Here is a 25,120-nt window from a genome sequence, read left to right as displayed (position 1 = left end):
GATTAATACACTCGTGTAGGAAATTGCTACATCTATGCAGGAAATTGCCGGATCGCCTACGCTCGGCCCATGTCCTCCAGCACGACGACCCGCGACGGACGGCAGCGCGCCGCGCACCTCGGACCGGAACGCCGACGCCCCCATGTCCTCGACGCAGCCCTGACCATCGCCGTGCGGGACGGGATCGGCGCTGTCACCGTGGGCTCAGTGGCCACGGCCATGGGGGTCACCCGACCCGTCGTCTACGCGTGCTTCGCCGACCGGGTCGAGCTGGTCGACGCCCTCCTCGACCGAGAGACCGGAGCCCTGGTCGACTCGATCTTCACGGCGCTGCACAGCTCCGCGAATGCCGACGATCCCGAACAGGCCTTCGTCGACGGGTTCCGGGCACTGCTCCACGCCGCCACGGACACCCCCGACACCTGGCGCCTCATCTTCGCGGGCGAGCCCGACCCGGCCATCGCCGAGCGCTTCCGTGCCGGGAAGGCCCTCGTCCAGGCTCGGACCGTGGAGTGGATCCGACCGGCCATGGAGCACTGGTGGCAGACGGAGGACCTGGACCGGAAGCTCCCGGTGCTCATCGACCTCTTCCTGGCAACTTGTGAGTCGGCAGTGCGTTCGGTCCTCGACCCCGCCAACGACTGGGCCCCGGACGACCTCGGCGCCTTCATCGGCAAGGCGCTCCACGGGGTGTTCAGGGACGCCTGACGACTCAGCCGTCGTCGCGCTCGCTGAAACCTGACTTCCCGCTGAGGCTGGCCACGACACTCACCGCTGCCGAACCGGTGCGGCTGCCGTTCGCCGCACGCAATGCGTCCGCCCGGTAGCGCTCAGGCGAAGGCTGGAGCGACGTAGGTCACGACCAGATCCCGCTCGACGTCGGGGTCCTGGCCCGGCCAGGCCAGGAGTGACAGGACGACGCGGACCACCCAGTCGCCGCCGTGCGGGTGGTCCTGCGCCATCCCGGTCAGGCGGGTCGCCAACTGGGCCATGGCGCCTGAGCGGCTGAAGTACTCGTCGCTGCGAGCGGTCCGTCGCCCCAGGAACCACTCCTGGAGCGTCCGGTCCGCGCGAATCGCGAGCACGGAAGCCAGGATCGCTTCCACCACCCGCTCGCTCCCGCGCAGGCCATGCACCTCGCGCTCGACGCGTTCGGCGACCGTGGCCGCCGCCTCGGCCACCACCGCATCGATGAGCGCCGTCCGTCCGCCGACGTAGCGGTAGAGCGTGGCCCGGGAGCAGCCCGCCCGCGCCGCGACCGCTTCGGCACTGAACTTCTCGACGCCGCGCTCGACCAGGAGCTCCCGAGCCGATCCCACCAGCCGACGTACGGCGAGCTCGCGGCGGTCACCGCCGGCCAACCAGTCAGGTGCGTGTGCCGTCGCCATGAGAAAACCCCTTCGGACAGTTCAAGTATTTTGTCTCACCATGGGACACACTGCCACATTTGTCCGCCGTCATCCCGCCTGCCGGCGCCCTTGGTGAGACACCGCTCAGAACCGGTCGGGAGCGGCCCGTCCGACTTCTCCGGACTCCCTTGACCGCCCCGTCACGGACCCGAACGATTCATCGAGAAGCCCCTCCCACGACAGGACTCCGATGACGATCACCGCCGGCGAGATCGACCTCTTCGACCCCGTGCACGTCGAGGATCCATATGCGCTGTACCGCCACCTGCGCGACACCTCCCCCGTCCACCGGGTGCGCGGCACCGACTTCCACCTGGTGTCGAACTGGGACCTGGTCCACGACGCGGTGACGCGTCCGGAGGACTTCTCCTCCCGCCTGCATGCGGTGATGCTCGAGAACCCCGGCGGCGCTCCCCTGACCCTGGAGATGGACGGGGCGGGCACCATCGAGCAGGTGCTGGCCACGGCCGACGACCCGATCCACAAGGCCCACCGAGGGTTCGTCATGAACACCCTCGGCAAGCGGATCCGCGCCCTCGACACGGCCGTTGCCGCGTGCGCCGAGGACCTGTGGACCCGCTACGCCGTCCACGGCGAGATCGACTGGGCCGACGCCATGGCCGACCGGCTGCCCCTCGCCATGGTCGCGACCCTGCTCGGCCTTCCCGCCGGCGACGTCCCCCAGTTGCTGAGCTGGGCGTACGACAGCACGGAACTCCTCGGTGGCGTGGTGGCCGCGGGGCGGATCGACGCGCTGGTCACCGCGTCCTTCGAGTTGCACACCTACCTCGACGAGAAGTTCACCCACGCGCAAACCGATCCGGGCGACGACCTGATGGGGATCCTCGCCACCGCCTGCCGGGACGGCGAACTCGCCGCGTCGACCGCCGTCCTCATGCTCCTGCAGATCGTCGGCGCCGGCGGGGAGTCGACAGCCGGACTCGTCTCCACCGCCGCTCGCCTCCTGGCAACGCGACCCGACCTCCAGACGCAGCTCCGCGCTGACCCGACGCTCGTGGATCCCTTCCTCGACGAGTGCCTCCGACTGGAGTCGCCCTTCCGCGGCCACTACCGCCACGTGCCCGTCGAGACCACCCTCGGCGACACGGTGCTGCCCGCGGGCGGCCACCTGCTGCTGCTGTGGGGGTCGGCCAACCGCGACCCGTCCCGATTCCCGCTCCCCGACCGACTGGACCTCGCCCGACCGGGCATCCGGCAGCACCTCGCCTTCGGCAAGGGCACCCACTTCTGCGTCGGCTCGGCCCTCGCCCGGATGGAGGCGACCGCGGCGATCCGCGCCCTTCTCGAGAACACCCGTCACGTCGAACTGACCGGCCCCGACGCGGCCCGCTGGGTCCCCAGCATCTTCGTACGCCGGCACGCGACCCTGCGACTCGCATTCGACTGACAGGTCAGCCGAGTGGGTGTGAACCACAGCTGTCGCGCACGATCAGCTTGGTCGCGAGCACGGTACGTCGCCGACGAGGTCGCTTGCCCTGGATCAGCTCGGAGAGTACGTGCATGGCCTGGAGCCCGATCTGTCGCGCGGGGACTTCGACCACCGTCAGCGCCGGGTCGACCAGTGATGCGAGGGGAGAGTCGGTGTAACCCACGATCGCGAGGTCCTGCGGGACCCGCAGGCCCCGCGCCTTGGCTTCGGCCATGGCCCCGAGAGCCAGGTTCGAGCCTCCGGCAAAGATCGCCGAAGGTGGATCGGGAAGCTGCAGCAGTCGGGCCGTCGCGTTGCGTCCGGCCTCGACGGTGAAGTCCGAAACCTCAGCCACGAGGTCGGGAGACGGTACGACGTCGGAGCCCTCGAACGCGCGCGCGTAGTCGCGATGGAGCTCAGCGACGTTGTGCCAGACCAGTGGCGCCGTGACGAAGCCGATCCGGTCCAGGTCCAGAGGAACGCCCCGTACCCGGGCTACGACTACTGGGTCGTCGGCGTCAACGTCCAGGAGCTCTCGTTCATGGACCTCAAGGCCTACGCGATGTGCGTCGCCAAGTGACAGGTCCCGACGGAGCGACCGGGGCGCAACCGTGAAACGACGAAGGTCGACTTCCCGCCGGGAAGTCGACCTTGTCCATTCGATGTCCATTCGATTGGTGGAGCTGAGGGGATTCGAACCCCTGACCCCCTGCATGCCATGCAGGTGCGCTACCAGCTGCGCCACAGCCCCAAACTCAGTTTCCCCGCCGGAGCGGATCAACCTGCGGAATACTAGCCAACCCTGCCCGACGACGTGAAATCGGGGTCAGAGGTTGTACGCCGCAAGCGCCCAGTCGCCCGTCGTACGCTGCTCCAGAACCACCCGCGCGCAGTTGCCGAGCGCCCGCAGGTCACGTCCGATGGTGAGCGGCCAGCCCAGGAACGCCACCAGGCCCGTGCGGGTGGCAGCACCGTGAGACACCGCGACTCCGGTCTGTCCGGGCCCCAGCGCCGCAGCCAGGTCACGGATGGTGGCGGCGAAGCGATCGGCCACCTCGAGGGGCGACTCAGCGCCCGGGATGTCCTCCCAGTCGCCACGACGGAAGCGTTCGAAGGCGGACGCATCCTTCGCGAGGAGCTCGGCGTGGGTCTGGCCCTGGTACTCCCCCAGCCGGAACTCCCTCAGCCGGGCGTCGTACGACGGCGTGAGGCCGGCTTCCTTGGCGACCTCGTCGGCGGTCATCCGGGCGCGGGCCAGGTCGCTGGACCACACGAGGGCGGGCTCCATCGCCGCGATCAGCGGCGCGACCGAGCGGGCCTGGTCGACCCCGACGTCGTCGAGCTCGACGTCGAGCTGGCCCTGGATCCGGTGCTCCGCGTTCCACGCCGTACGGCCGTGCCGGAGCAGCACGATCCGGCGGGCATGCGTCTCGATACGCACTCGTTCGTCCCTCACGAGCGCTACTCGACGACCGAAGCAGGTCCCGTGATCTCGGCCGGCAGCTCGATGACCGGGCAGTCGCGCCACAGCCGCTCCAGCGCGTAGAACTCGCGCTCCTCGCTGTGCTGCACGTGGATGACGATCTCGCCGAAGTCCAGCAGGACCCAGCGGCCGTCGCGGTGGCCCTCGCGGCGGATCGGCTTGGAGCCGAGGTCGCGCAGCTTGTCCTCGATCTCCTCCACGATGGCGCGGACCTGACGGTCGTTGGCGCCGGAGGCGAGCAGGAAGGCGTCGGTGATCGCGAGCTGCTCGCTGACGTCAAACGCGAGCTGGTCGGTCGCGAGCTTGTCGGCGGCGGCGAGGGCCGCGGCGCGGATGAGCTCGACGGCGTGGTCGGTGGCGGTCATGTGTCTCCGGACTGATCGTGAAGGGTGTTGCTGTCTGACACGGGGTGGGGATAGATCCCGTGCTTGGTGATGTATTGCACGACGCCGTCAGGCACGAGGTACCAGACGGGCTGGCCCTTGCGTTGCCTCTCGCGGCAGTCGGTCGAGGAGATCGCCAGTGCGGGGATCTCCACCATGGTGACGCGTTCGTGCGGAATCTTTGCCAACGTCGCGGGGTCCATCTCTGCGCCCGGGCGGGTACAGCCGACGAAATGGGCCAGCTCGAAGAGCTCTTCGGCGTCGCGCCAGCTGAAGATGTCGGTCAGCGCGTCCGAGCCGGTGATGAAGTAGAGATCGGCTTCCGGCCGCTGCTTGCGCAGGTCGCGCAGCGTGTCGATCGTGTACGTCGGCCCGATCCGGTCGATGTCGACCCGGCTCACGGTGAACCGCGGATTCGCGGCGGTGGCGATCACCGTCATCAGGTAGCGGTGCTCGGCCGGCGACACCGCGCGGTCGACCTTCTGCCACGGCTGGCCGGTGGGGACGAACACGACCTCGTCGAGGCCGAACCAGCCCTGGACCTCCGACGCAGCCACGAGGTGGCCGTGGTGAATGGGGTCGAAGGTGCCGCCCATTACCCCGAGGCGGATGCGCCGTCCGGGGTCCGAGGCCGACACCGGCTGATCAGCTGTGTTCGCGGCCGCCGCCGAAGGCGACCAGGGCGATCAGCAGGAGCAGCAGGAGAGCCAGGACGCCGCCACCGACGAACCACGGATTGACGGCGGGCTCGCCGTGCTCCTCGGCGGCACTGACGACGGCGAGAGCAAGGGTGCTGATCTGGCTGAGCATGGCCGGATCCTATCGAATGCCGGGCCGGGAGGTGGGCACCGGTCAGTGGAGCGCGAAGTCGACACCCAGGAAGAGCAGCGTGAAGCGGATCGAGCGCCCGATGAAAACGGTCGGGATGAACGCCCACAACGGCATCTTGAGCAGCCCGCCGACGGCGGCCATGACCAGCAGCGGCGGGATCCCGACGGAAGCCGCCACGAACATCACACCGATGGCGTACCAGGGCCGCCCCTGCATCCGGGCGACCCACTTCTCGTAGCCCGCCTTCACCTTCGGGGAGGACAGCTTCTTCTGGGCCCAGGCCGAGTCGGCCCCGCGGCGGGCCGCTTCGTACCAGATCACCTTGCCGACGGTCGCGCCCGCGCCGGCCGCAATGCCCAGGGCGATCGCGGCCGCCGTACCACCGTCGGCGGCGCCGGCCCCGACGATGTAGACCTCCATCGGGAGGAAGGGGAGCAGGGCCGAGGCAATGCTGAAGGCGAACGTCGTCAGCCACAGGATCATGCCGGCCCCCGGGTCACTGGGCCGGAGCCTGCTCGCGCGCGGGGATCGGAATCCCCAACCTCAGCAGCCATCCGAGAGAGACGCACTTGAGGACCAGCAGCGCGACCGCGATCACGATGCCGAGCCACACCCAGCCGGTCGCCAGGAGGATCACCGCGAAGGCGCCGGAGTTGGCCGCCTTCCCGATCCGGGACCAGTTCCACAGGTAGATCCGGCGGTCGATGACGTGGAAGTAGTTGGGGCTGCGGATCGGCCACGCGAGGAAGGCCAGCGACAGGTACATGTCGATGACCATGAACTCGAACAGGTAGATCGCGATCGGGATCCCGATCCACGTCATCGGCTCGTCGCTCAGCCACCCGGTCGGCTCGAGCCAGATCAGGCCGACGTACAACGCACCGCAGCTGAGCCGGTCGCACATCATGTCGACGACCGCGCCCATCCGGGTCTCGCAGTCGAACCAGCGCGCCCACTCGCCGTCGATGCTGTCGCCCACCCAGTAGACGACCAGTCCGACGGCGATCAGGGTCAGGCTTTCGTCGTACGCCGCCCAGACGGCGATGGCCAGGGTGATGGCCGTACGGATGAACGTGATGATCGTGGCTCCGGTGAAGAGCCGTTCGACGGACGGATCTGCGTAGATCCGGTCCGGGGAGCCTGCCATGTCGCGAAACCTATCGCGCGACCATGAGCGGTCGGTGAATCGGCCCCTAACGAACGTGGCCGTCGCCGATGACGACGTACTTGGTCGACGTCATCTCGGGCAGCCCCATCGGCCCGCGGGCGTGCAGCTTCTGGGTGCTGATACCGATCTCCGCGCCGAACCCGAACTCGCCTCCGTCGGTGAACCGGGTCGACGCATTGACGAGCACCGCGGCCGAATCGACCTCCGCCACGAACCGGCGCGCAGCGGCCTGGTTCTCGGTGACGATCGCGTCGGTGTGACCGCTCGACCAGGTCCGGATGTGCTCGAGCGCCGCGTCGAGGTCCGGTACGACGCGGGCGGCGATGTCGAGGGAGAGGTACTCGCTGCCCCAGTCGTCGTCGGTCGCCGGCAGGACGTCGTCGTACGCCGAGAACGCGTCGTCGCCGTGCAGGACGACGCCTGCGGCCTGGAGCGCGGCGACCACGCGGGGCAGGAACTCCCCCGCCACGTCGGCGTGGACCAGCAGCGATTCAGCCGCGTTGCAGACACTGGTGCGGTGCGTCTTGGAGTTCAGGACGATCGACAGCGCCTTGTCGAGGTCAGCGGCCGCGTCGACGTACACGTGGCAGTTGCCGACGCCGGTCTCGATCACCGGCACCGTCGACTCGTTGACGACCGACTGGATCAGGCCGGCCCCGCCGCGCGGGATGAGGACGTCCACCAGGCCGCGGGCCCGCATCAGCGCCTTGACGCTGTCGTGGCTGTCCCCGGGGACCAGCTGGATCACGTCGGGCTCCAGGCCGCAGGCCTGGACGGCGTCACGGAGCACGGCCACGATGGCGGCGTTGCTGGACCTCGCCGAGGAGCTGCCCCGCAGCAGCACGGCGTTGCCGGACTTCATGCAGATACCCGCCGCGTCAGCGGTGACGTTGGGGCGCGCTTCGTAGATCATCCCGACGACGCCGAAGGGCACCCGGACCTGACGCAGCTCGAGTCCGTTGGCGAGCACGCCTCCGCGCACCACCTCACCGACGGGGTCAGCGAGCCCGGCCACGTCGCGCAGGCCCTGGGCCATGTCCGCGAGGCGGGCGTCGGTCAGCCGCAGGCGGTCGATGATGTTGTCCGGCGTACCGCCGTCGACAGCACGCGCGACGTCCTCGGCGTTGGCCGTGAGGACCTCACCGGAACGGGCCAGCAGCGCGTCGGCCATGGCCTGCAGGGCGGTGTCCTTGGCTGCCCTGGTGGCGAGCGCCAGCCCTCGGCTGGCGACACGTGCCCGTCGGGCCGCGCTGATGACGTCGTCGGTAGTGCTGCTCACCGAACAGAGGGTAGTTGCTCAGGCTCAGGCGCAGGGACGACGGGTGGGCTCGAGACCCACCTTGTGCGTGGCGTCCCGGCTGTCCCACATCCGACGCCACTTCGTGTTGTAGGCGCTCAGCACGGCCGCGTCGTGGATCTCGTAGGTGACCTCGTCGCTGCCGAGCGCAGGCGCCGACCAGTTCTCGGAACCGGTGAAGACGACCTTGGTACCACGGCCCTTGTAGGTGCCGTCGATGGTGAGCACCTTCAGGTGGGAGTAGCAGCGCGTTCCGTAGACCATCTTCTCGCCGCCTGTGGAGAGCTTCTGGCCGAAGTCCCAGTCGGCGGCCTTCACGGGGATCCCCGAGCGCTGCAGGATGCTCACGACTTCCTTGCTGATGACCGAACCGATGACAGCGACGTTGCAGCCCTCACGCTTGCGGGCAGCCACCGCCCTCGCGATCCGCGCGCCGCGCGGGCCGTACCAGGCGTACATCGCGATCCGGATCACCGTGCGGTTCTGGTAGCCGAAGGCACCGGTGGTCTTGCAGGAGGTGAGGTTGAGGCGGTCGAGCGGGGCATCGCCGGTGCTCGCGACGCGCACGGTCTCCCGCGGGGCCGCGAAGCGCTGGTAGAACACCCCCAGGGTCTCGGTGCGGTAGGTGATCCGGCGAGGCGAGGCGGTGCGGTCGAGCCGCAGCTGGCGGAAGACGGTCAGCCAGCTGTTGAACAGATCGGCGTTGCCGTAGACGGTGAAGGCGTCGTTCCACTGGCCGTTGACGGCACCGCCGCTGAGGTTGGCGGAGCTGTTGATGATCACGCCGCGCGCAGCACCGGTCTGGCTGAAGGAGTACACCTTCTGGTGCATGTTGCCGCCGGGGGCGCCGTTGCGGCACGCGTTCTTGCAGATGATCAGGAAGCTCGGGCGGGCCGGGTTCTTGCCCAGCTTGGCCTGCAGACCCTTCTCCACCGGACCGATGAGGTTCGCGTTGACGACGATCTGGACGTTGACGCCGCGGTCCTTCGCCTGCTTGAGGAGGCCTGCGGTGTCCTTGCGGTCGATGTTGTACGACGCGAACCGGATCGTGGCGCCAGCCGGCGTGTGCCGGATGCCGTCGTGCACGCGCTTGAGGATCGCCGTGCGGCCCTCGAAACCACCGTTCGGGATGTTGAAGACCTGGCCGCGCGGCGGCAGCCACGTGTCGGCCCCGGCGGCCGTCGCAGCCGTGGCCGAAGCCACGGGAGCGGGAGCGGCATTCGCGGCCGGCACCGTACCCGAGCCCGAGAGCAGGCCGAGCAGGAGCAGCGCAGCTGCAGCGACGATCTTCATGGAGAGAACCCTAACCGAGTGGTTTTGCTGTGGCGGTCATATGCAACTGTTGAAAAGCACCGAAGGACGCCGCACCAAAGTACGGCGTCCTCCGGATGAAACGAAAACCGTCAGCCCTTGCGCTTGACGATCTCGGCGGTGGCGGCGGGCAGCACGGAGTGCAGGTCCCCCACGACGCCGAAGTCGACGAGCTCGAAGATCGGGGCCTCTTCGTCCTTGTTGACGGCCACGATGGTCTTCGAGGTCTGCATGCCGGCCCGGTGCTGGATCGCACCGGAGATGCCGTTCGCGACGTACAGCTGCGGCGAGACGACCTTGCCGGTCTGGCCGACCTGGAAGGCGTGCGGCTTCCAGCCGGAGTCGACAGCGGCACGCGAGGCGCCCACGGCCGCACCGAGTGCGTCGGCGAGGCCCTCGACCGCGGTGAAGTCACCGCCGGTGCCACGACCACCGGAGACCACGATCGCGGCCTCGGTGAGCTCGGGGCGACCGGTGGCCTGACGCGGCTGCGAGGCCACGATCTGGGCAGTCTTGGCGCCGTCGGAGATGGTGGCGGCGAACTGCTCGACGGCACCGGCACCAGCGGCCTCTTCGGGAGCGGCAGCGTTGGGCTTGACCGCGATGATCGGCGTGCCCTTGACCACCTTGGCCTCGACCGTGAAGTTGCCGGCGAAGACGGACTGGGTCGTGACGATGTCGCCACCGTTGACCTGGACGTCCACGGCGTCGGTGATCAGGCCCGAGGAGAGCTTGATCGCCAGGCGACCGGCGATCTCCTTGCCCTCGGCGGAGGCCGGGATCAGGATCGCGGCAGGCGAAGCGGCGGCAGCGATCTGCTCGAGCACCTCGGCCTTGGGGGCCACGAGGTAGCCCTTGATCTCCGTGTCGTCGACGACGTAGACCTTGTCGGCGCCGTACGCCTTGACGGCGTCAGCAGCAGCGGCGGCCTTGTCGGCGCCACCGATGAAGACGGCCGAGGGGGAGCCGATCCGCTTGGCGATCGCCAGCAGCTCGTACGTGGGCTTCTTGACTGCACCGTCGACGTGGTCGACGAGAACGAGAACTTCAGACATGGCTCAGGCTCCTCAGATGAACTTCTTGGAAGCAAGGAACTCGACCAGCGCCGTGGCGCCCGATCCGTCCTCGTCCTTGACGATCTCGCCGGCGGTGCGCGCCGGGCGTTCGGTCACGGTCTCGACCTTGGTCCAGGCTGCGTCGATGCCGACCTCGGAAGCGTCCACGCCGATGTCGGCGAGGGTGAGCGCCTCGAGGGGCTTCTTCTTCGCCGCCATGATGCCCTTGAAGGACGGGTAACGGGCCTCGCCCGACTGGTCGGTGACCGAGAGGACCAGCGGCAGCGTGCCACCGACGACCTCGGTCGCCGAGTCGCCGTCACGCTTGATGCGGACCTGGTCGCCCTGGCTCTCGACCACGGCCGCGAGGGTGACCTGCGGCAGGCCGAGGCGCTCGGCCAGCATCGCCGGCACCACGCTCAGGCCGGCGTCGGTCGACGCGAGGCCACCGATGATCAGCTCGGGAACACCGATCTTCTCGATCGCCTTGGCGAGCACCAGCGAGGTGGCGATGGCGTCCGAACCGGCGATCGCGTCGTCCTGCACGTGGACGGCCTTGTCGGCGCCCATCTGCAGCGCCTTGCGCACGGCGGCCTCGGCCGCGGCGGGGCCGACGGTCAGGGCGGTGACGGTGATCTCGTCGTCGGGGCGCTTCTCCTTCAGCTGGAGAGCCTGCTCGACGGCGTACTCGTCGAGCTCCGAGAGGAGACCGTCGACGCCGACGCGGTCAACAGTGTTGTCCGCCTCGAACTTCCGGTCGCCCGTGGCGTCGGGAACGTACTTCACAAGAACGACAATGTTGGAGAGAGTCATGGTTGTGGCCGGACCGGCCCCTTCCTGTGCAACGAGCCCCGCGCCGTAGTTGGCACAGGGAACAACTGTGTGGTCCTCTTCAGGACAGCGTTCGGCAGGCTACCGTCCGGTACGCCGCGGCGGAAACCGCATCGCAGTGGACTACCTCACACACGGCCTGTTCCTTGGCGGCCGGGCGAGTGCCTCAGGGCCGGATGACCCGCTCGAGGAGCCGCCCGACGACGAGGTAGACGACGGCGGCGATCCCGTAGTTGAACAGGGCCGTCTTGACCAGGTCGTTCTTGCCCGTGAACTCCTTGACCGGGTTGTCCAGGTCGAAGAAGCCGAGGTCGAAGGCGTTGGCCAGGTCGCGCACGATCTTCACCAGGTCGTTGTTGGCATTGGCCTCGAGGGCGAAGGTGAACGCCGCTGCGGCGAGGATCAGGGCGAGCGTCACACAGACCCCCCAGATCACCCGTGCGGCGAGGTCGCGCCAGCGCGCCGCAGCCAACGTGCGGCTCGACGGACCCGGATCGGCGATGGGCGTCCCGGTCTCCTCGACGTTGTCCGACATGCCGCTCACCTTCCTTCGAAGGTGGCCTTGCCCGGCCCGTTCTCGATGAAGGACTGCATTCCGGTCCGGCTGTCCTCGGTCGCGAAGACCGACGAGAAGTGCTGTCGCTCGATCTGCAGTCCCGTCTCGAGGTCGGCCTCGAGGCCACGGTCCACGGACTCCTTGATGGCGCGCAGGGCGTACGGCGCCGCGGTGGCGAAGCGTGCAGCCCAGGCAACTGCTTCGGTGTAGACGTCGGCAGCGGGGACCACCCGGTCGACCAGACCGATGGCCAGAGCCTCCTCGGCCTTGACGAAGCGACCGCTGTAGAGCAGGTCCTTGGCCCGGCTGGGGCCGATCAGGCGCGGCAGCCGCTGGGTGCCACCGGCACCCGGAATGATGCCGAGCAGCACCTCGGGCTGGCCGAGGACGGCGTTCTCCGCAGCGAACCGGAGGTCGGCGGCCAGCGCGAGCTCGCAGCCGCCGCCGAGGGCGTAGCCGTTGACCGCGGCGACCACGGGCTTGGGGATCCGAGCGATCGCATTGACAGCGCCCTGGAGCGCCTCGACCCGGTCGACCATGTCCGTGTAGGACATCGTCGACATCTCCTTGACGTCGTTGCCGGCGGCGAAGACCTTCTCCCCGCCCCAGACCACCACCGCACGCACATCGGCCCGCGCCGTGGCCTCGGCGGCCGCGACACGCAGCTCGTCCTGGACCTGGATGCTGATGGCGTTCATCGCCTTCGGGCGGTCGAGCCGGATCGTGCCGACGCCGTCGGCAACTTCCAGACGCACGAACTCGCTGGTCATGTGCTCCCTCTCATGGTGGTGACGTACTGGTGGGGCTCCCCTGCGCATTGTGCCGCTCCTGACCCCCTCGGTGTACAGAACCCCCGGGACATGAACACATTGACGGCACAATGACCGAGTGACTCCCGGCCTCTGGCGATCCCTCGATGAACGTGCCGCGGTGTGGCCCGGGCGCAACTGGCCGCTGGGCGCGACGTGGTCTCCCGAGTCGACGAACTTCGCCGTCTACTCCCCCAACGCGACCGGCATGTGGCTCTGCCTGCTCGATGACGCGCCCGGCGACGGCGAACAGCGCTTCGCCCTGACCGAGCAGTCGCTGGGCATCTGGCACGGCGCGCTGCCCGACATCGAGCCGGGCACGCGCTACGGCTACCGCGCCGAAGGGCCGAGCGATGCCGCCGAAGGCATGCGGTTCGAGCCCGAGACGCTCCTGCTCGACCCCTACGGCCTCGCCGTGTCCGGCACCGCGGGCCACGCCACCAGCGTCGTGGTCGACCCGTCCTTCGACTGGTCGGACGACACCCCGATCCGGCGGCGGTGGCTCGACTCGGTCATCTACGAGCTCCACGTCAAGGGCTTCACCAAGCTGCACGACCGGATCCCCGAGGAGCTGCGCGGCACCTACGCCGGGCTCGGCCACCCGGTCGTCACCGACTACCTGCGCGACCTCGGCGTCACCGCGGTCGAGCTGCTCCCCGTCCACCAGTTCTTCTCCGAGCCGGCGCTCGTCGAACGCGGGACCGTCAACTACTGGGGCTACAACCCGGTCAGCTACTTCGCCCCGGACGCGGGCTACTCGTCGTCCGGTGACCGCGGACAGCAGGTCGCCGAGTTCAAGCAGATGGTCAAGGACCTGCACGCCGCCGGGATCGAGGTCATCCTCGACGTCGTCTACAACCACACCGCCGAAGCCGGGCCGGACGGGCCGACGTACTCCTTCCGGGGACTCGACGACCGCGGCTTCTACCGCCGCGTCCCGCCCGTGGACGGGGAGTACGACGACACGTACTGGGACGTGACCGGCTGCGGCAACACGGTGAACTCCGAGGACCCCCTGGCGCTGCGGCTGATCCTCGACTCGCTGCGCTACTGGGTCAGCGAGATGCACGTCGACGGCTTCCGGTTCGACCTGATGTCGGCGATCACCCGCACGGCCGGGCCTGACGCGATCCGCGTCGACATGGCCTGCAAGCTGCTGATCGCGATCGGGCAGGACCCCGTGCTGCGCCACGTGAAGCTGATCGCCGAGCCGTGGGACGTGTCGATGGACGGCTACCTCGTCGGCGGCATGCCACCGCCGTGGGTGGAGTGGAACGACCAGTTCCGCGACACCATCCGAGACTTCTGGCGAGGCGAGACTCAGGGCTCGCACGCGGTCGCCACCCGGTTGGCCGGCTCCTCTGACCTGTACGCCGACGACGGCCGGTCGGCGTACAACTCGGTCAACTTCATCACTGCCCACGACGGCTTCACCGTGCGCGACCTCGTCTCCTACGACCACAAGCACAACGAGGCCAACGGCGAGGACAACCGCGACGGCACCGACAACAACCGGTCGTGGAACCACGGCGTCGAGGGCGAGACGTCCGATCCGGGGATCCTTGCGCTGAGGCGGCGCCAGGCGGCGAACCTGATGGCGACGCTGTGCCTGTCCAACGGCGTACCGATGCTGACCGCCGGCGACGAGCGCGGTCGCACCCAGGGCGGCAACAACAACCCGTACTGCCAGGACAACGAGATCTCGTGGATCGACTGGCGCGCGGACAACGCGTGGCTCGACGTCTACTCCGTCACGCGGGCTGCGCTGCAGCTGCGCCGCGACCACCCGGCACTGCGGCAGCGGCACTGGTTCGAGGGGCGCCCCACCATCATCGGCGGCCCGAAGGACCTCGCGTGGCTGCACCCGTCGGGGCGAGAGATGACCGACCAGGACTGGTACGACGCCGACCTCGACACGATCGGCATGTTCGTGTCCGGCAAGCCGCTGCGCGCCCCCGGCCCGCGCGGCGAGCAGCAGATCGACTCGTCGTTCCTGCTGTGGTTCCACACCGGCGCCGAGCCGGTCACGGTGTTCTTCCCCGAGAACGACTGGGTCCACACCGGCACCGTCGTCCTGTCGACCGATCCCGACCTGTCGTCCGGGACGAAGCTGGTGGTGGGTGAGGAGCTGGTGATCGGGCCGCGGAGCGTCGTGGTGATGCAGGAGACCGAGGCGTAGCGTCCCCGCTCAGGCGAGCGCCACGACCCCCAGCTCCGCGGGCGCGACCAGCAGCGGATGGGTGGGGAGGACCCGGACCGTGTAGCCGAACGGGCCGGGGCGGCCGAGCTCGACCTCGCCGTCGAAGCGGTGCCGCCCGCCGTCGTACGACTCGACGAGGGTGAGCGGGGTCGTCCTGGCATCGACGATGTCGTCCTCGGCGTCGACGCGGCCGTGGACCAGCTGGACCTGGACGTCACCGGGCGCGAGATCACCGAGGGCGACGTAGGAGTGCACGGCCAGGCGGGCGCCGACCTCGGCGGCGTCCTCGACGCCCTGGGCCTCGACGTGCTCGACCCGGACCTGCGGCCAGACCGCACGCACGCGCGCCTTCCAGGCGGCGAGGTCGCGGGCGCCGTGCTCGGTCGCGGCCAGGGTGCGTGCGTTGCGGACCGCCGGTGCGTAGAGCTGGGCGACGTAGTCGCGGACCATCCGGGTCGCGAGCACCTTGGGACCGAGGGTGGTCCAGGTGTGGCGCAACATCTCGACCCAGCGGGCCGGAACGCCTTCGTGGTCGAGGTCGTAGAAGCGTGGCGCGACCTCGGTCTCGATCAGGTCGTAGAGCGCGGAGGCCTCGAGGTCGTCACGCTTGTCGGAGTAGTCCTCCAGACCGTCGGCGGACGGGATCGGCCAGCCGAACTCCGGGTCGTACCACTCGTCCCACCAACCGTCGAGGATCGAGAGGTTGAGCCCACCGTTGAGCGCGGCCTTCATGCCGGAGGTTCCGCAGGCCTCGTAGGGCCGCAGGGGGTTGTTCAGCCACACGTCACACCCCGGGTAGAGCGGGAGGGCGAGCGCGATGTCGTAGTTGGGCAGGAACACGATCCGGTGCCGCACGTCCTCGGCGTCCGCGAAGCGCACCAGTTCCTGGATCAGCCGCTTGCCACCGTCGTCCGCGGGGTGCGACTTGCCGGCCACCACGAGCTGGATCGGGCGCTCGGGGTGGAGCAGAAGGGCCTTGAGGCGCGCGGGGTCGCGCAACATCAGCGTCAGTCGCTTGTACGACGGCACGCGCCGCGCGAACCCGATGGTCAGCACGTCCGGGTCGAGCGCCTCGTCGATCCAGCTCAGCTCGGCCGGCGCCGCGCCGCGCTTCTCCCACGACCGCCGCAGCCGACGGCGAGCGTCCGCGACGAGCCGCTCGCGAAGCGCCCGCTTGGTGCGCCAGACGTCGGGGCCCGAGACCTTCGCGAACGCTGCCCAGAACGCCTCCGCGTCGTCGTCCTCCGGATCCCCACCCTCGGCAGCGGCCAGGGCCAGCACCTCGGGGGCCACCCACGTCGGCGCGTGCACGCCGTTGGTGATCGACGAGATCGGCACCTCGGCCTCGTCGAAGGCCGGCCACAGGCCGTTGAACATCCCGCGACTGACATGACCGTGCAGCTGGGAGACACCGTTGGCGCGCTGGGCCAGCCGGAACCCCATCACCGCCATGTTGAAGACGCCGGGGTCGCCGCCGTCGAAGTCCTCGGCGCCGAGCCCGAGCACCTCGTCGACGGGCACGCCGGGGGTCGCGCCGTGCTCGCCGAGGTACTGCTCGACGAGCGTGCGCGGGAAGCGGTCGATGCCGGCCGGGACCGGCGTGTGCGTCGTGAAGACCGTCGACGCGCGGCCGATCTCCAGTGCGGTGGCGAAGTCCAGGTCGCTGTCGACCGTGAGCTCGCGGATCCGCTCCACACCGAGGAATCCGGCGTGACCCTCGTTGGTGTGGAACACCTCCGGCGCCGGGGCGCCGGTGATCCGGGCGTGCACGCGCAGGGCCCGGACTCCACCGACGCCGAGCAGGAGCTCCTGGCGCAACCGGTGCTCGGTGTTGCCGCCGTACAACCGGTCGGTGATGAGGCGGTAGTGCTCGGGGTTCTCCTCGAGATCGGTGTCGAGCAGCAGCAACGGCACCCGGCCGACGGACGCGACCCAGATCCGGGCGAGCAGGTCCGGGCCGTCCGGCATCCGGAGCGACACGGTGGCGCGCTCACCGGACGGCTCGACCAGGGGCGACAGCGGGAGGCCGTCGGGGTCGAGGACGGGGTAGCTCTCCTGCTGCCAGCCCTCGTGCGACAGCGCCTGCTTGAAGTAGCCGTGGCGGTAGAGGAGACCGACGCCGACGATCGGGACGCCGAGGTCGCTGGCCGCCTTGAGGTGGTCGCCGGCGAGGATCCCGAGACCTCCGGAGTACTGCGGCAGGACCGCCGTGATGCCGAACTCCGGCGAGAAGTACGCGATGGCTGCCGGCCAGGTCGCCTCCGGCTCGGCCGCACTGGCGCGCTGGTACCAGCGTTCCCCGTCGAGGTACGACGCCAGGTCGGCACGCACCGCGGCGACCCGCGCGACGTAGGACTCGTCGGCGGCCAGCTCTGCCCAGCGCTCGGCCGAGACCTCGCCCAGCAGCCGGGTCGGGTCGTGGCTGGTGCTCAACCAGAGGTCGGGATCGACCGTCGCGAAGAGCTCCTGGGTCGGTGGATGCCAGGACCAGCGCAGGTTGGCCGCGAGCTCGCCGAGGGAGGCAAGCGCGTCGGGCAGGACGGGGCGGACCGTGAACCTTCGGATCGCACGCATGTGTCCGACCGTAGCCAATGGGACTTGAACGATCCAAGAGATTGGCGGAGAAGGTTCCGTAACGACGGGCCGCTGACGCCGTTGAACTGGTACTAGCGGGCGGGGTGGTCATGGGGGCCACCTCGCCTCGCTGTCTTTTGGGCGGGCGCGTCTTCGTCGTGGGGTCCTAGGGTGGAACCAATGACCACGACCCCAGCCCTCCGCTCCGTCGCCGACCACCAGCAGCACGTCGCTGCCCTCCTCGCACAGCGCGTTGGCGCCGAGGAGCCCATTGCCCTCGCCGAGGCGCGCGGGCGGGTCCTGGCCGTCGCCGTCGCCGCCCCCGAGGCGCTGCCTTCCTTCGACAACTCGGCCATGGACGGCTACGCCGTGCGCGCAGCCGACATCGCAGCGGCAACGCCCGACTCCCCCGTCCTCGTCCCGGTTGCCGGCGACATCCCGGCCGGTGCACCGGTGAGCGACCTCGCGCCCGGCAGCGCGCTGCGGATCATGACCGGCGCCCCGGTCCCGCGAGGCGCGGACGCGATCGTCGAGGTGGAGGTCACCGACGGCGGAACGGACAAGGTCGCGATCAGCCAGGCCAGGGAGGTCGGCTCGTTCGTCCGGCCTGCCGGTTCCGACGTCGCGGTCGGCCAGGAGGTCCTCGCCGCGGGTGCGGTCCTCGGGCCCGCCCAGATCGGCGTGCTGGCGGCGCTCGGCATCGCCGAGGTCGTCGTACGACGTCGACCACGGGTGCTGGTCTGCTCGACCGGGTCGGAGCTGGCCGAGGACCCGGCCCCGGGGTCCGGACAGATCCGGGACGCCAACGGCGCGCTGCTGGCCGCCGCCGTGGAGGAGGCGGGGGCGGTCGCCGTCCGCAAGCTATGGGTGGCCGACGACGTGCCTGCCTTTCTCGCCCTGCTCGACGCCGAGACCGCCGCAGGCGACATCGACCTGGTGCTGACGTCGGGTGGGGTCAGCGCCGGCGCCTACGAGGTCGTGAAGGACGCGCTCGGGCCGCGCGGCGTGGAGTTCGTGAAGGTCGCCATGCAGCCCGGGATGCCGCAGGGTTCGGGGGTCGTCGGCGGGGTTCCCGTCGTCTGTCTCCCCGGGAACCCGGTGAGCGCACTGACGTCGTACGAGGTCTTCGTGCGGCCGGCGCTGCGCAGCGCGGCCGGCCATCCGCACCCGCAACGACCGGTGGTGCACGCGACCCTGACCGAGCCGCTGAACCCCCTCCGGGGCAAGCGGCAGCTGCGCCGCGCACGACTCGACCGCAACGCTGGCACCGTCACGCCGTGGGGTCCGCCCGGCTCGGGATTCCTCGGTTGGTTCGCTGGAGCCGACGCCCTCATCGACCTGCCCGCCGACGGCAGCCCGCTGCAGGCGGGCGATGCGGTCGCCGTGTGGGACCTGACTTCCGGATAGGTTCGAAACATGGTCGGACGCATCCCCGTGATCGACATCGAGCCGCTGCTGGCGGCCGGCGCCACCGGTGACCGGCTGGCAGCAAAGGCGAGCATCGGTGAACCGTTCCCCGTCAGAGCCACCGTGTTCCGCGAGGGTCACGACCGGCTCGGCGCCGAGGTCGTGCTCATCGCCCCCGACGGCACCCGCCAGCCGCCCGCCCGGATGAGTCCGGTCGTGGCAACGGACCGACACTCGGTCGATCGCCACGAGGCGTGGGTCCAGGCCGACGCCGTCGGACCGTGGACCTTCGAGGTGCACGCCTGGTCCGACCCGATCGCCAGCTGGCAGCACGCGGCCGGCATCAAGATCCGTGCCGACATCGACACCGAGCTGATGTTCGCCGAGGGACGGCTGCTGCTGGAGCGGGTGGCGGGCCTCACCAAGGCGGAGCAGCGCGTGGTCCAGGCTGCGATCAAGGCGACCGGCGACAAGAAGCGCCCTGCCGAGGCCCGCCTCGCACAGCTCGAATCACCTGAGCTGGTGGGGGTCCTGCGCGCCCACCCGTTGCGTGACCTGCTCACCGTCGAGGGTCCGTTCCCCGTGTACGTCGACCGTCCGCGCGCGCTCTTCGGCAGCTGGTACGAGTTCTTCCCGCGCTCTGAGGGCGCGCACTTCGACCCGCAGGCCGGTGACGTGGTCAGCGGGACGTTCCGGACCGCCGCCGAGCGACTGCCTGCCGTCGCGGCGATGGGCTTCGACGTGGTCTATCTCCCGCCGATCCACCCGATCGGCGAGGTCAACCGCAAGGGCCCGAACAACACGGTGCTCGCCGAGGGCGAGCCGCTGCCGCCCGACTGGACCGGCTCCCCCTGGGCGATCGGCAGCGCAGCCGGCGGCCACGACGCCGTCCACCCCGACCTCGGCACGCTCGAGGACTTCGACGCCTTCGTCGCTGCCGCTGCCGCGCTCGACCTGGAGGTCGCGCTCGACCTCGCCCTGCAGGCGGCTCCTGATCACCCGTGGGTGGCCGCGCATCCCGAGTGGTTCACCACCCGCGCCGACGGCTCGATCGCCTATGCCGAGAACCCGCCGAAGAAGTACCAGGACATCTACCCGGTCAACTTCGACGCTCATCCGTACGACCACCCGGACAGCCTCGCCACCGAGGTGCTGCGCGTCGTACGCCACTGGATGGCGCACGGCGTGCGGATCTTCCGCGTCGACAACCCGCACACCAAGCCGGTCGCGTTCTGGGAGTGGCTGCTGGCCGAGGTGCGCCAGACCGACCCGGACGTGCTGTTCCTGGCGGAGGCGTTCACGAAGCCGCCGATGATGCAGACCCTCGGCGCGATCGGCTTCCACCAGTCGTACACCTACTTCACCTGGCGCACCGCGAAGGTCGACATCGAGGACTACCTCCGCGAGGTGTCGCACGAGTCCGCCCACCGGATGCGGCCGAACTTCTTCGTCAACACTCCCGACATCCTCCACGAGTTCCTGCAGTACGGCGGCACGGCTGCCTTCCGGATCCGGGCCGTGCTCGCGGCGATGTCCTCACCCACGTGGGGCATGTACGCCGGGTACGAGCTCGGCGAGCACGTGGCCGTGAAGCCGGGCAGCGAGGAGTACCTCGACTCGGAGAAGTACCAGATCCGCGTTCGGGACTGGGGTCCGGACGCCACCGGCCTGGCGTCGTACGTCACGAGGCTGAACGCGATCCGGCGGGCGCACCCGGCGCTGCAGCTGCTGCGCAACCTCACCGTGCACCCGACGGACGAGGAGCACGTGCTGTGCTTCAGCAAGGCGTCTCGATACGACCCGCCTCGTTCCTCGGCGGCCCTACTCGACGACCTTGGGGACCGGGTGATCGTCGTGCTCAACCTCGATCCCCACCAGGTGCGCGAGACGATGGTGCACCTCGACCTGGCCGCCCTGGGCCTGGCTCCCGGCAGCTCGTTCGCCGTCCACGACGAGATCAGCGGCGCGGACTGGACCTGGGGCGCCGACAACTACGTCCGGCTCGACCCGACGCAGCCGGCCCACATCCTGAGCGTGAAAGGACATACATGAGCGGGGTCTCGACAGGCTCGACCACTGTGCTGAACGACGAGCCCGAGTGGTTCCGCACCGCTGTCTTCTACGAAGTGCTGGTGCGCTCGTTCCGTGACTCGAACGGTGACGGCACGGGCGACTTCCGGGGACTGACGGAGAAGCTCGACTACCTCCAGTGGCTCGGCGTCGACTGCCTGTGGGTGCCGCCGTTCTTCCCCTCCCCGCTGCGCGACGGCGGGTACGACGTCGCGGACTACACCGGCGTGCTCCCCGAGATCGGGACGGCCGAGGACTTCCACGCGTTCCTCGACGCGGCACACGAACGCGGCATCCGCGTGATCATCGACTTCGTCATGAACCACACCAGTGACCAGCACCCGTGGTTCCAGGCGTCCCGGTCCGACCCCGAAGGTCCGTACGGCGACTTCTACGTGTGGTCCGACACCGACGAGCTCTACCAGGACGCGCGGGTCATCTTCGTCGACACCGAGCCGTCGAACTGGACGTGGGACCAGGTCCGCGGTCAGTACTTCTGGCACCGGTTCTTCCACCACCAGCCGGACCTGAACTTCGACAACCCGGCTGTGCACGACGCGATGATCGAGGCCATGTCGTTCTGGCTCGACATGGGTCTCGACGGCTTCCGGCTCGACGCCGTGCCGTACCTCTACGAGCGGCCGGGCACCAACGGCGAGAACCTGCCCGAGACCCACGAGTTCCTGCGCAAGGTGCGCCGGTTCGTCGACGAGAACTATCCCGGCCGGGTGCTGCTGTGCGAGGCGAACCAGTGGCCGACGGACGTCGTGGAGTACTTCGGACCCGAGCTGCTCGACAACGGCGAGGTCATCGGGACCGAGTGCCACATGGCCTTCCACTTCCCGGTGATGCCGCGCATCTTCATGGCCGTACGCCGCGAGTCGCGCTTCCCGATCTCGGAGATCATGGAGCAGACGCCGGCGATCCCGTCCGGCTGCCAGTGGGGCATCTTCCTGCGCAACCACGACGAGCTGACGCTCGAGATGGTGACCGACGAGGACCGTGACTACATGTGGGGCGAGTACGCCAAGGACCCACGCATGAAGGCCAACATCGGCATCCGCCGCAGGCTCGCGCCCCTGCTCGACAACGACACCAACCAGATCGAGCTGTTCACCGCGCTGCTGCTGTCCCTGCCCGGATCCCCCGTCCTGTACTACGGCGACGAGATCGGGATGGGCGACAACATCTGGCTCGGTGACCGCGACGGCGTGCGTACGCCGATGCAGTGGACGCCCGACCGCAACGCCGGCTTCTCCGCAGCGACCCCCGGCAAGCTCCACCTTCCCGCGATCCAGGACCCCGTCTACGGCTACCAGAGCGTCAACGTCGAGGCCCAGCTGGAGAACCCGTCCTCGCTGCTGCACTGGACCCGGCGCATGATCCACATTCGCCGCGGCCACGACGCGTTCGGGCTCGGGACCTTCACCGACCTGGGCGGCTCGAACCCCACCGTGCTGTCGTACGTCCGCGAGCACGGGTCCCACCCCGCGGGTCCGGATCAGGCGGAGGACGACGACGTCATCCTGTGCGTCAACAACCTGTCCCGCTTCCCGCAGCCCGTCGAGCTGGACCTGCGCCGCTACGAAGGGCGGGTGCCCGTCGAGCTCCTCGGCGGCGTCCCGTTCCCTCGGATCGGCGAGCTGCCCTACCTGCTGACCCTGAGCGGACACGGCTTCTACTGGTTCCGACTCACGAATCCCGACACCTCGGGGAGGCCGGTGCTGTGATCGAGCAATTCCTTGCGCACAGCCGCTGGTTCGGCGGCAAGGGGCGCACGTTCACGGTGACCGGTGTGCGGCAGGTCGGGGCGATCAGGTCCGGCGGGAGTGATCCCGAGGTGGTCGTCGTACTGGTCGAGGTCACCTACTCCGAGGGCGACCGGGAGCTCTACCAGCTGCCGCTCTCCCTGTACGACGCCCCGCAGGACCGTCTCGAGCACGCGCTCGTGGGGCGCTGGCCGGAGGGTTCGGAGTCCGGGCCCTTCGCCTACGACGCCGTGCAGGACCGCGATGCGATGGCGGGCTACCTGCGTGCCTTCGCCGTCGCGCAGGTCGAGGAGGCCGGCCATCTCGAGACCACCGGCCTCGAGTTCGTCCGGCTCGAGGGCCACGACCTCGACCTGGACGCGGTCCCGGCGCTCTTCAGCGGCGAGCAGTCCAACTCGTCGGTGCTCTACGGAGACGACTCGGTGCTGAAGATCTTCCGCAAGGTCACTCCGGGAGAGAACCCCGACATCACGACGCACCAGGTCCTCACCGAGGCGGGCTCCACGCACGTCGCCGCGCTCTACGGCTGGATCGAGGCCGACGGCCTCCACCTCGCGATGCTGCAGCAGTTCCTGCGGACGGCGAGCGACGGCTGGGAGCAGGCACTGGCCAGCGTGCGCGACCTGTTCGCCGAGGCCGACCTGCACGCCGAGGAGGTCGGTGGCGACTTCGCCAGCGAGGCCACCCGGCTCGGCGAAGCGCTGGCCGAGGTGCACGGGCAGCTGCGCGCCTCCTTCCCCACCGCGGTCGTCGCCGCGGCAGACGTGGCACGAACGATGACCCGCCGCCTGGAGGACGCGATCGAGGTCGTCCCGGCGCTGCAGGCGTACGCCGACGGTGCCCGCGCCGTGTTCTCCGCGCTCGCCGGACAGGGCGACCTCGCCGTCCAGCGCGTGCACGGCGACCTCCACCTCGGCCAGACCCTGCGCACGGTCGCGGGTTGGAAGCTCGTCGACTTCGAGGGCGAGCCGGCCAAGACGCTCGCCGAGCGCCTGCTTCCCGACTCCCCCTGGCGCGACGTCGCCGGCATGACCCGCTCGTTCGACTACGCCCCCCATGCGGTGGCCGCCTCCCTGCCCGAGGAGGACCCCGACGCCGCACACCAGCGCGCCGTCCGCGCCGACGAGTGGGCCCGCCGCAACCGCAAGGCCTTCCTGGCGTCGTACTGCGGTGAGGGTGGGCTGAGCGACTCCGACCGCGCCGTGCTGACGGCGTACGTCGTCGACAAGGCGATCTACGAGTGCGTGTACGAAGCGCGGAACCGCCCGGCGTGGCTGTCGATCCCGCTGGCAGGGGTCGAGCGCCTCACCACCGGCTGATCGCACACCGGATGGGCGGAAGTGGCAGCCGCAGCGCTGCGCTGGGCGCCAGTTCCGCCCAATCAGCGCGCTGCGTCGCAGGGCAGAACACCGCGTGGATCGTCGCAGGGGCGGATGTGCACCCGCCACTCGATTCGGAGCCCCCTGAGAGGATCACCCATGCCGCTCACGAACCCCTGGCTCACCGGACCGCCGCCCACCCAGGCCCTGCCGCGCGACGAACTCGAGGAGCGGATCCTCAACCTGCTCTCGTCGCAGAACATGGCCGTGGTCGCCACGATCAACAAGGACGGCTCCCCCGCGGCCACACCGGTGCGGTACTTCAGCCTCGAGTTCGAGATCTTCTACACGAGCTGGAACACCTCGGTGAAGTCGCGCAACATCGAACGCGACGAGCGGGTGTCGGCCGGGATCTTCGCGCCCCTCGTCGGGCAGGCCAGCAGCCGTGGCGTCCAGCTCTTCGGTACGGCGCGCACCATCGAGCGTTCCGCGCCTGAGGCGGACCGCTACTGGGAGGCCGTGCGCTGGCAGTCCGACCACGCCGAGCGCGGCCGCCCCGTCGACGTACCGCCGTCGGACCCGCTGACGATCATCACGCCGCACCGGATCCTGTACACCGAACACTGGTTGCGACGGAGCGGGTTCGCGCCGCGCCAAACGTGGCGCGCCGAGTAGTCACCCGGAGAAGCGACATCCGTCCTTGGTGTCCAGGCACCCGTCCAGGGCATCGAACGTCGTGTTGAACAACGTGTGCTCGGCACCGGTCGTGAGGACGAGCCAGCCAGCACGGAGGAACACCTCGTAGGTGAAGGAGTCGGCGTACTCGGGTTCCGGTGCGTCGAGCTCAGCCTCGAGGATCTCGTCGGCATCCGCGACAGCGTCCGGCCGAGGGGTGTCCATGTACCTGTAGTCGTCGTAGCGGCGCACCGATTCCAGCGGGTACGTCGCCGCCAGAGCCTTGCGGTCGCACGGCACCAAGCGGCGTACGACGGCGCGGGTCGTCGGGTCGAGGTACGTGTCCCAGGCCTTCTCGAGCTCCGGACAGGTCGCGGCGACGTCGATCTCGGCGAAGGCGCGCCGGGCGAAGTCCTCGGCCGACTCGCTGGGCGTCGCGACGTCCGAGGCGCGCACGTCGTCGTTCTCCCCGCAGCCGGCGAGGCCACCGAGCACGGACACCAGCAGGACGGGAAGGACGATGACGCGGAGCACGGGCGTCATG

At 69.6% G+C, this 25,120-nt stretch carries 25 protein-coding genes and 1 tRNA gene; 9 read left to right on the top strand and 17 right to left on the bottom strand.

The annotated features are described in order from the left end of the window. Nucleotides 1–69: 69 nt before the first annotated feature. Nucleotides 70–708, top strand: a complete 639-nt coding sequence (locus tag ASD84_RS20530; RefSeq protein WP_056714558.1) for a TetR/AcrR family transcriptional regulator — start codon at nt 70–72, stop codon at nt 706–708. Nucleotides 709–830: 122 nt separating this feature from the next. Here the strand turns inward: ASD84_RS20530 and ASD84_RS20525 are convergent, their stop codons facing one another. Continuing rightward, nucleotides 831–1,388: a TetR/AcrR family transcriptional regulator gene (locus ASD84_RS20525; protein WP_056714555.1), complete on the bottom strand. Its 558-nt coding sequence runs from the start codon at nt 1,386–1,388 to the stop codon at nt 831–833. A 211-nt stretch (nt 1,389–1,599) separates the two neighbouring features. On the opposite strand from ASD84_RS20525, the gene ASD84_RS20520 reads away from it, so the two are divergent. Further along, entirely contained in the window at nt 1,600–2,817 is a 1,218-nt protein-coding gene (locus ASD84_RS20520; RefSeq protein ID WP_056714551.1) for a cytochrome P450, read from the top strand. A 4-nt stretch (nt 2,818–2,821) separates the two neighbouring features. On the opposite strand, the gene ASD84_RS24875 is transcribed toward ASD84_RS20520, so the two are convergent. Beyond that, nucleotides 2,822–3,277, bottom strand: a complete 456-nt coding sequence (locus ASD84_RS24875) for a LacI family DNA-binding transcriptional regulator (RefSeq protein WP_235532882.1) — start codon at nt 3,275–3,277, stop codon at nt 2,822–2,824. On the opposite strand from ASD84_RS24875, the gene ASD84_RS25875 reads away from it, so the two are divergent. Next, nucleotides 3,248–3,418: a hypothetical protein gene (locus tag ASD84_RS25875; protein ID WP_235531234.1), complete on the top strand. Its 171-nt coding sequence runs from the start codon at nt 3,248–3,250 to the stop codon at nt 3,416–3,418. The genes ASD84_RS24875 and ASD84_RS25875 overlap by 30 nt on opposite strands. A 95-nt stretch (nt 3,419–3,513) precedes the next feature. On the opposite strand, the gene ASD84_RS20510 is transcribed toward ASD84_RS25875, so the two are convergent. From ASD84_RS20510 to ASD84_RS20455, 13 genes are all read right to left on the bottom strand, one after another. Next, nucleotides 3,514–3,589: transfer RNA gene (locus ASD84_RS20510), tRNA-Ala, on the bottom strand. A 75-nt stretch (nt 3,590–3,664) separates the two neighbouring features. After that, complete coding sequence (locus ASD84_RS20505; RefSeq protein ID WP_162251566.1) at nt 3,665–4,279, bottom strand: histidine phosphatase family protein; 615 nt, start codon at nt 4,277–4,279, stop codon at nt 3,665–3,667. Between the two features lie 20 nt (nt 4,280–4,299). After that, nucleotides 4,300–4,686: a ribosome silencing factor gene (gene rsfS, locus ASD84_RS20500; RefSeq protein WP_056714546.1), complete on the bottom strand. Its 387-nt coding sequence runs from the start codon at nt 4,684–4,686 to the stop codon at nt 4,300–4,302. After that, nucleotides 4,683–5,342 carry a nicotinate-nucleotide adenylyltransferase gene (gene nadD, locus ASD84_RS20495; protein WP_268788487.1) on the bottom strand — a complete coding sequence of 220 codons (660 nt, stop codon included), beginning with the start codon at nt 5,340–5,342 and terminating at the stop codon, nt 4,683–4,685. Before nadD ends, rsfS begins: the two co-directional genes overlap by 4 nt. Nucleotides 5,343–5,349: 7 nt before the next feature. Continuing rightward, entirely contained in the window at nt 5,350–5,514 is a 165-nt protein-coding gene (locus ASD84_RS25595; protein WP_200954674.1) for a hypothetical protein, read from the bottom strand. A 42-nt stretch (nt 5,515–5,556) separates the two neighbouring features. After that, on the bottom strand, nt 5,557–6,018 hold the full coding sequence (locus ASD84_RS20490) for a VTT domain-containing protein (protein WP_056714540.1): 462 nt from the start codon (nt 6,016–6,018) through the stop codon (nt 5,557–5,559). A gap of 13 nt (nt 6,019–6,031) precedes the next feature. After that, the gene (locus ASD84_RS20485) at nt 6,032–6,682 is read right to left on the bottom strand and encodes a CDP-alcohol phosphatidyltransferase family protein (protein WP_056714537.1); all 651 of its coding nucleotides are present in this window, start codon (nt 6,680–6,682) and stop codon (nt 6,032–6,034) included. A gap of 46 nt (nt 6,683–6,728) precedes the next feature. Continuing rightward, on the bottom strand, nt 6,729–7,982 hold the full coding sequence (locus tag ASD84_RS20480) for a glutamate-5-semialdehyde dehydrogenase (RefSeq protein WP_056714534.1): 1,254 nt from the start codon (nt 7,980–7,982) through the stop codon (nt 6,729–6,731). 24 nt (nt 7,983–8,006) lie between these two features. Then, nucleotides 8,007–9,293 (bottom strand): phospholipase D-like domain-containing protein, encoded by a 1,287-nt coding sequence (locus tag ASD84_RS20475; protein WP_056714532.1) that lies wholly within the window; start codon nt 9,291–9,293, stop codon nt 8,007–8,009. Nucleotides 9,294–9,403: 110 nt separating this feature from the next. Then, on the bottom strand, nt 9,404–10,366 hold the full coding sequence (locus ASD84_RS20470; RefSeq protein ID WP_056714529.1) for an electron transfer flavoprotein subunit alpha/FixB family protein: 963 nt from the start codon (nt 10,364–10,366) through the stop codon (nt 9,404–9,406). Between the two features lie 12 nt (nt 10,367–10,378). Next, on the bottom strand, nt 10,379–11,179 hold the full coding sequence (locus ASD84_RS20465) for an electron transfer flavoprotein subunit beta/FixA family protein (protein ID WP_056714526.1): 801 nt from the start codon (nt 11,177–11,179) through the stop codon (nt 10,379–10,381). A gap of 184 nt (nt 11,180–11,363) precedes the next feature. Further along, nucleotides 11,364–11,732, bottom strand: a complete 369-nt coding sequence (locus ASD84_RS20460; protein WP_056714523.1) for a hypothetical protein — start codon at nt 11,730–11,732, stop codon at nt 11,364–11,366. A gap of 5 nt (nt 11,733–11,737) precedes the next feature. Then, nucleotides 11,738–12,523, bottom strand: coding sequence for an enoyl-CoA hydratase/isomerase family protein (locus tag ASD84_RS20455; protein WP_056714521.1), 786 nt, complete (start codon nt 12,521–12,523; stop codon nt 11,738–11,740). Between the two features lie 118 nt (nt 12,524–12,641). Here ASD84_RS20455 and glgX point away from each other — a divergent pair, with 118 nt between their 5' ends. After that, the gene (gene glgX, locus ASD84_RS20450; protein WP_056714518.1) at nt 12,642–14,741 is read left to right on the top strand and encodes a glycogen debranching protein GlgX; all 2,100 of its coding nucleotides are present in this window, start codon (nt 12,642–12,644) and stop codon (nt 14,739–14,741) included. Nucleotides 14,742–14,750: 9 nt separating this feature from the next. On the opposite strand, the gene glgP is transcribed toward glgX, so the two are convergent. Continuing rightward, nucleotides 14,751–17,336: an alpha-glucan family phosphorylase gene (gene glgP, locus ASD84_RS20445; RefSeq protein ID WP_056714514.1), complete on the bottom strand. Its 2,586-nt coding sequence runs from the start codon at nt 17,334–17,336 to the stop codon at nt 14,751–14,753. Between the two features lie 180 nt (nt 17,337–17,516). Here glgP and glp point away from each other — a divergent pair, with 180 nt between their 5' ends. The 5 genes from glp (at nt 17,517) to ASD84_RS20420 (ending at nt 24,576) form a co-directional block, all read left to right on the top strand. Beyond that, nucleotides 17,517–18,743: a gephyrin-like molybdotransferase Glp gene (gene glp / locus ASD84_RS20440; RefSeq protein WP_056714511.1), complete on the top strand. Its 1,227-nt coding sequence runs from the start codon at nt 17,517–17,519 to the stop codon at nt 18,741–18,743. Nucleotides 18,744–18,752: 9 nt separating this feature from the next. After that, nucleotides 18,753–20,795: a maltotransferase domain-containing protein gene (locus ASD84_RS20435; RefSeq protein ID WP_056714509.1), complete on the top strand. Its 2,043-nt coding sequence runs from the start codon at nt 18,753–18,755 to the stop codon at nt 20,793–20,795. Further along, complete coding sequence (treS, locus tag ASD84_RS20430; protein ID WP_056714506.1) at nt 20,792–22,543, top strand: maltose alpha-D-glucosyltransferase; 1,752 nt, start codon at nt 20,792–20,794, stop codon at nt 22,541–22,543. Before ASD84_RS20435 ends, treS begins: the two co-directional genes overlap by 4 nt. Continuing rightward, nucleotides 22,540–23,901, top strand: a complete 1,362-nt coding sequence (locus tag ASD84_RS20425) for a maltokinase N-terminal cap-like domain-containing protein (protein WP_056714502.1) — start codon at nt 22,540–22,542, stop codon at nt 23,899–23,901. The genes treS and ASD84_RS20425 overlap by 4 nt, the downstream gene beginning before the upstream one ends. 159 nt (nt 23,902–24,060) lie before the next feature. Continuing rightward, nucleotides 24,061–24,576, top strand: a complete 516-nt coding sequence (locus ASD84_RS20420; protein WP_056714499.1) for a pyridoxamine 5'-phosphate oxidase family protein — start codon at nt 24,061–24,063, stop codon at nt 24,574–24,576. On the opposite strand, the gene ASD84_RS20415 is transcribed toward ASD84_RS20420, so the two are convergent. Next, nucleotides 24,577–25,119 carry a hypothetical protein gene (locus tag ASD84_RS20415; RefSeq protein ID WP_056714497.1) on the bottom strand — a complete coding sequence of 181 codons (543 nt, stop codon included), beginning with the start codon at nt 25,117–25,119 and terminating at the stop codon, nt 24,577–24,579. It lies immediately after the preceding gene. Between the last annotated feature and the right edge of the window lies 1 nt (nt 25,120).

The organism is Nocardioides sp. Root682, assembly GCF_001427795.1.
Taxonomy (GTDB): domain Bacteria; phylum Actinomycetota; class Actinomycetes; order Propionibacteriales; family Nocardioidaceae; genus Nocardioides.
Note: the sequence above shows the minus strand (reverse complement) of the source record. Positions and strands in the feature narration are given on the sequence as shown.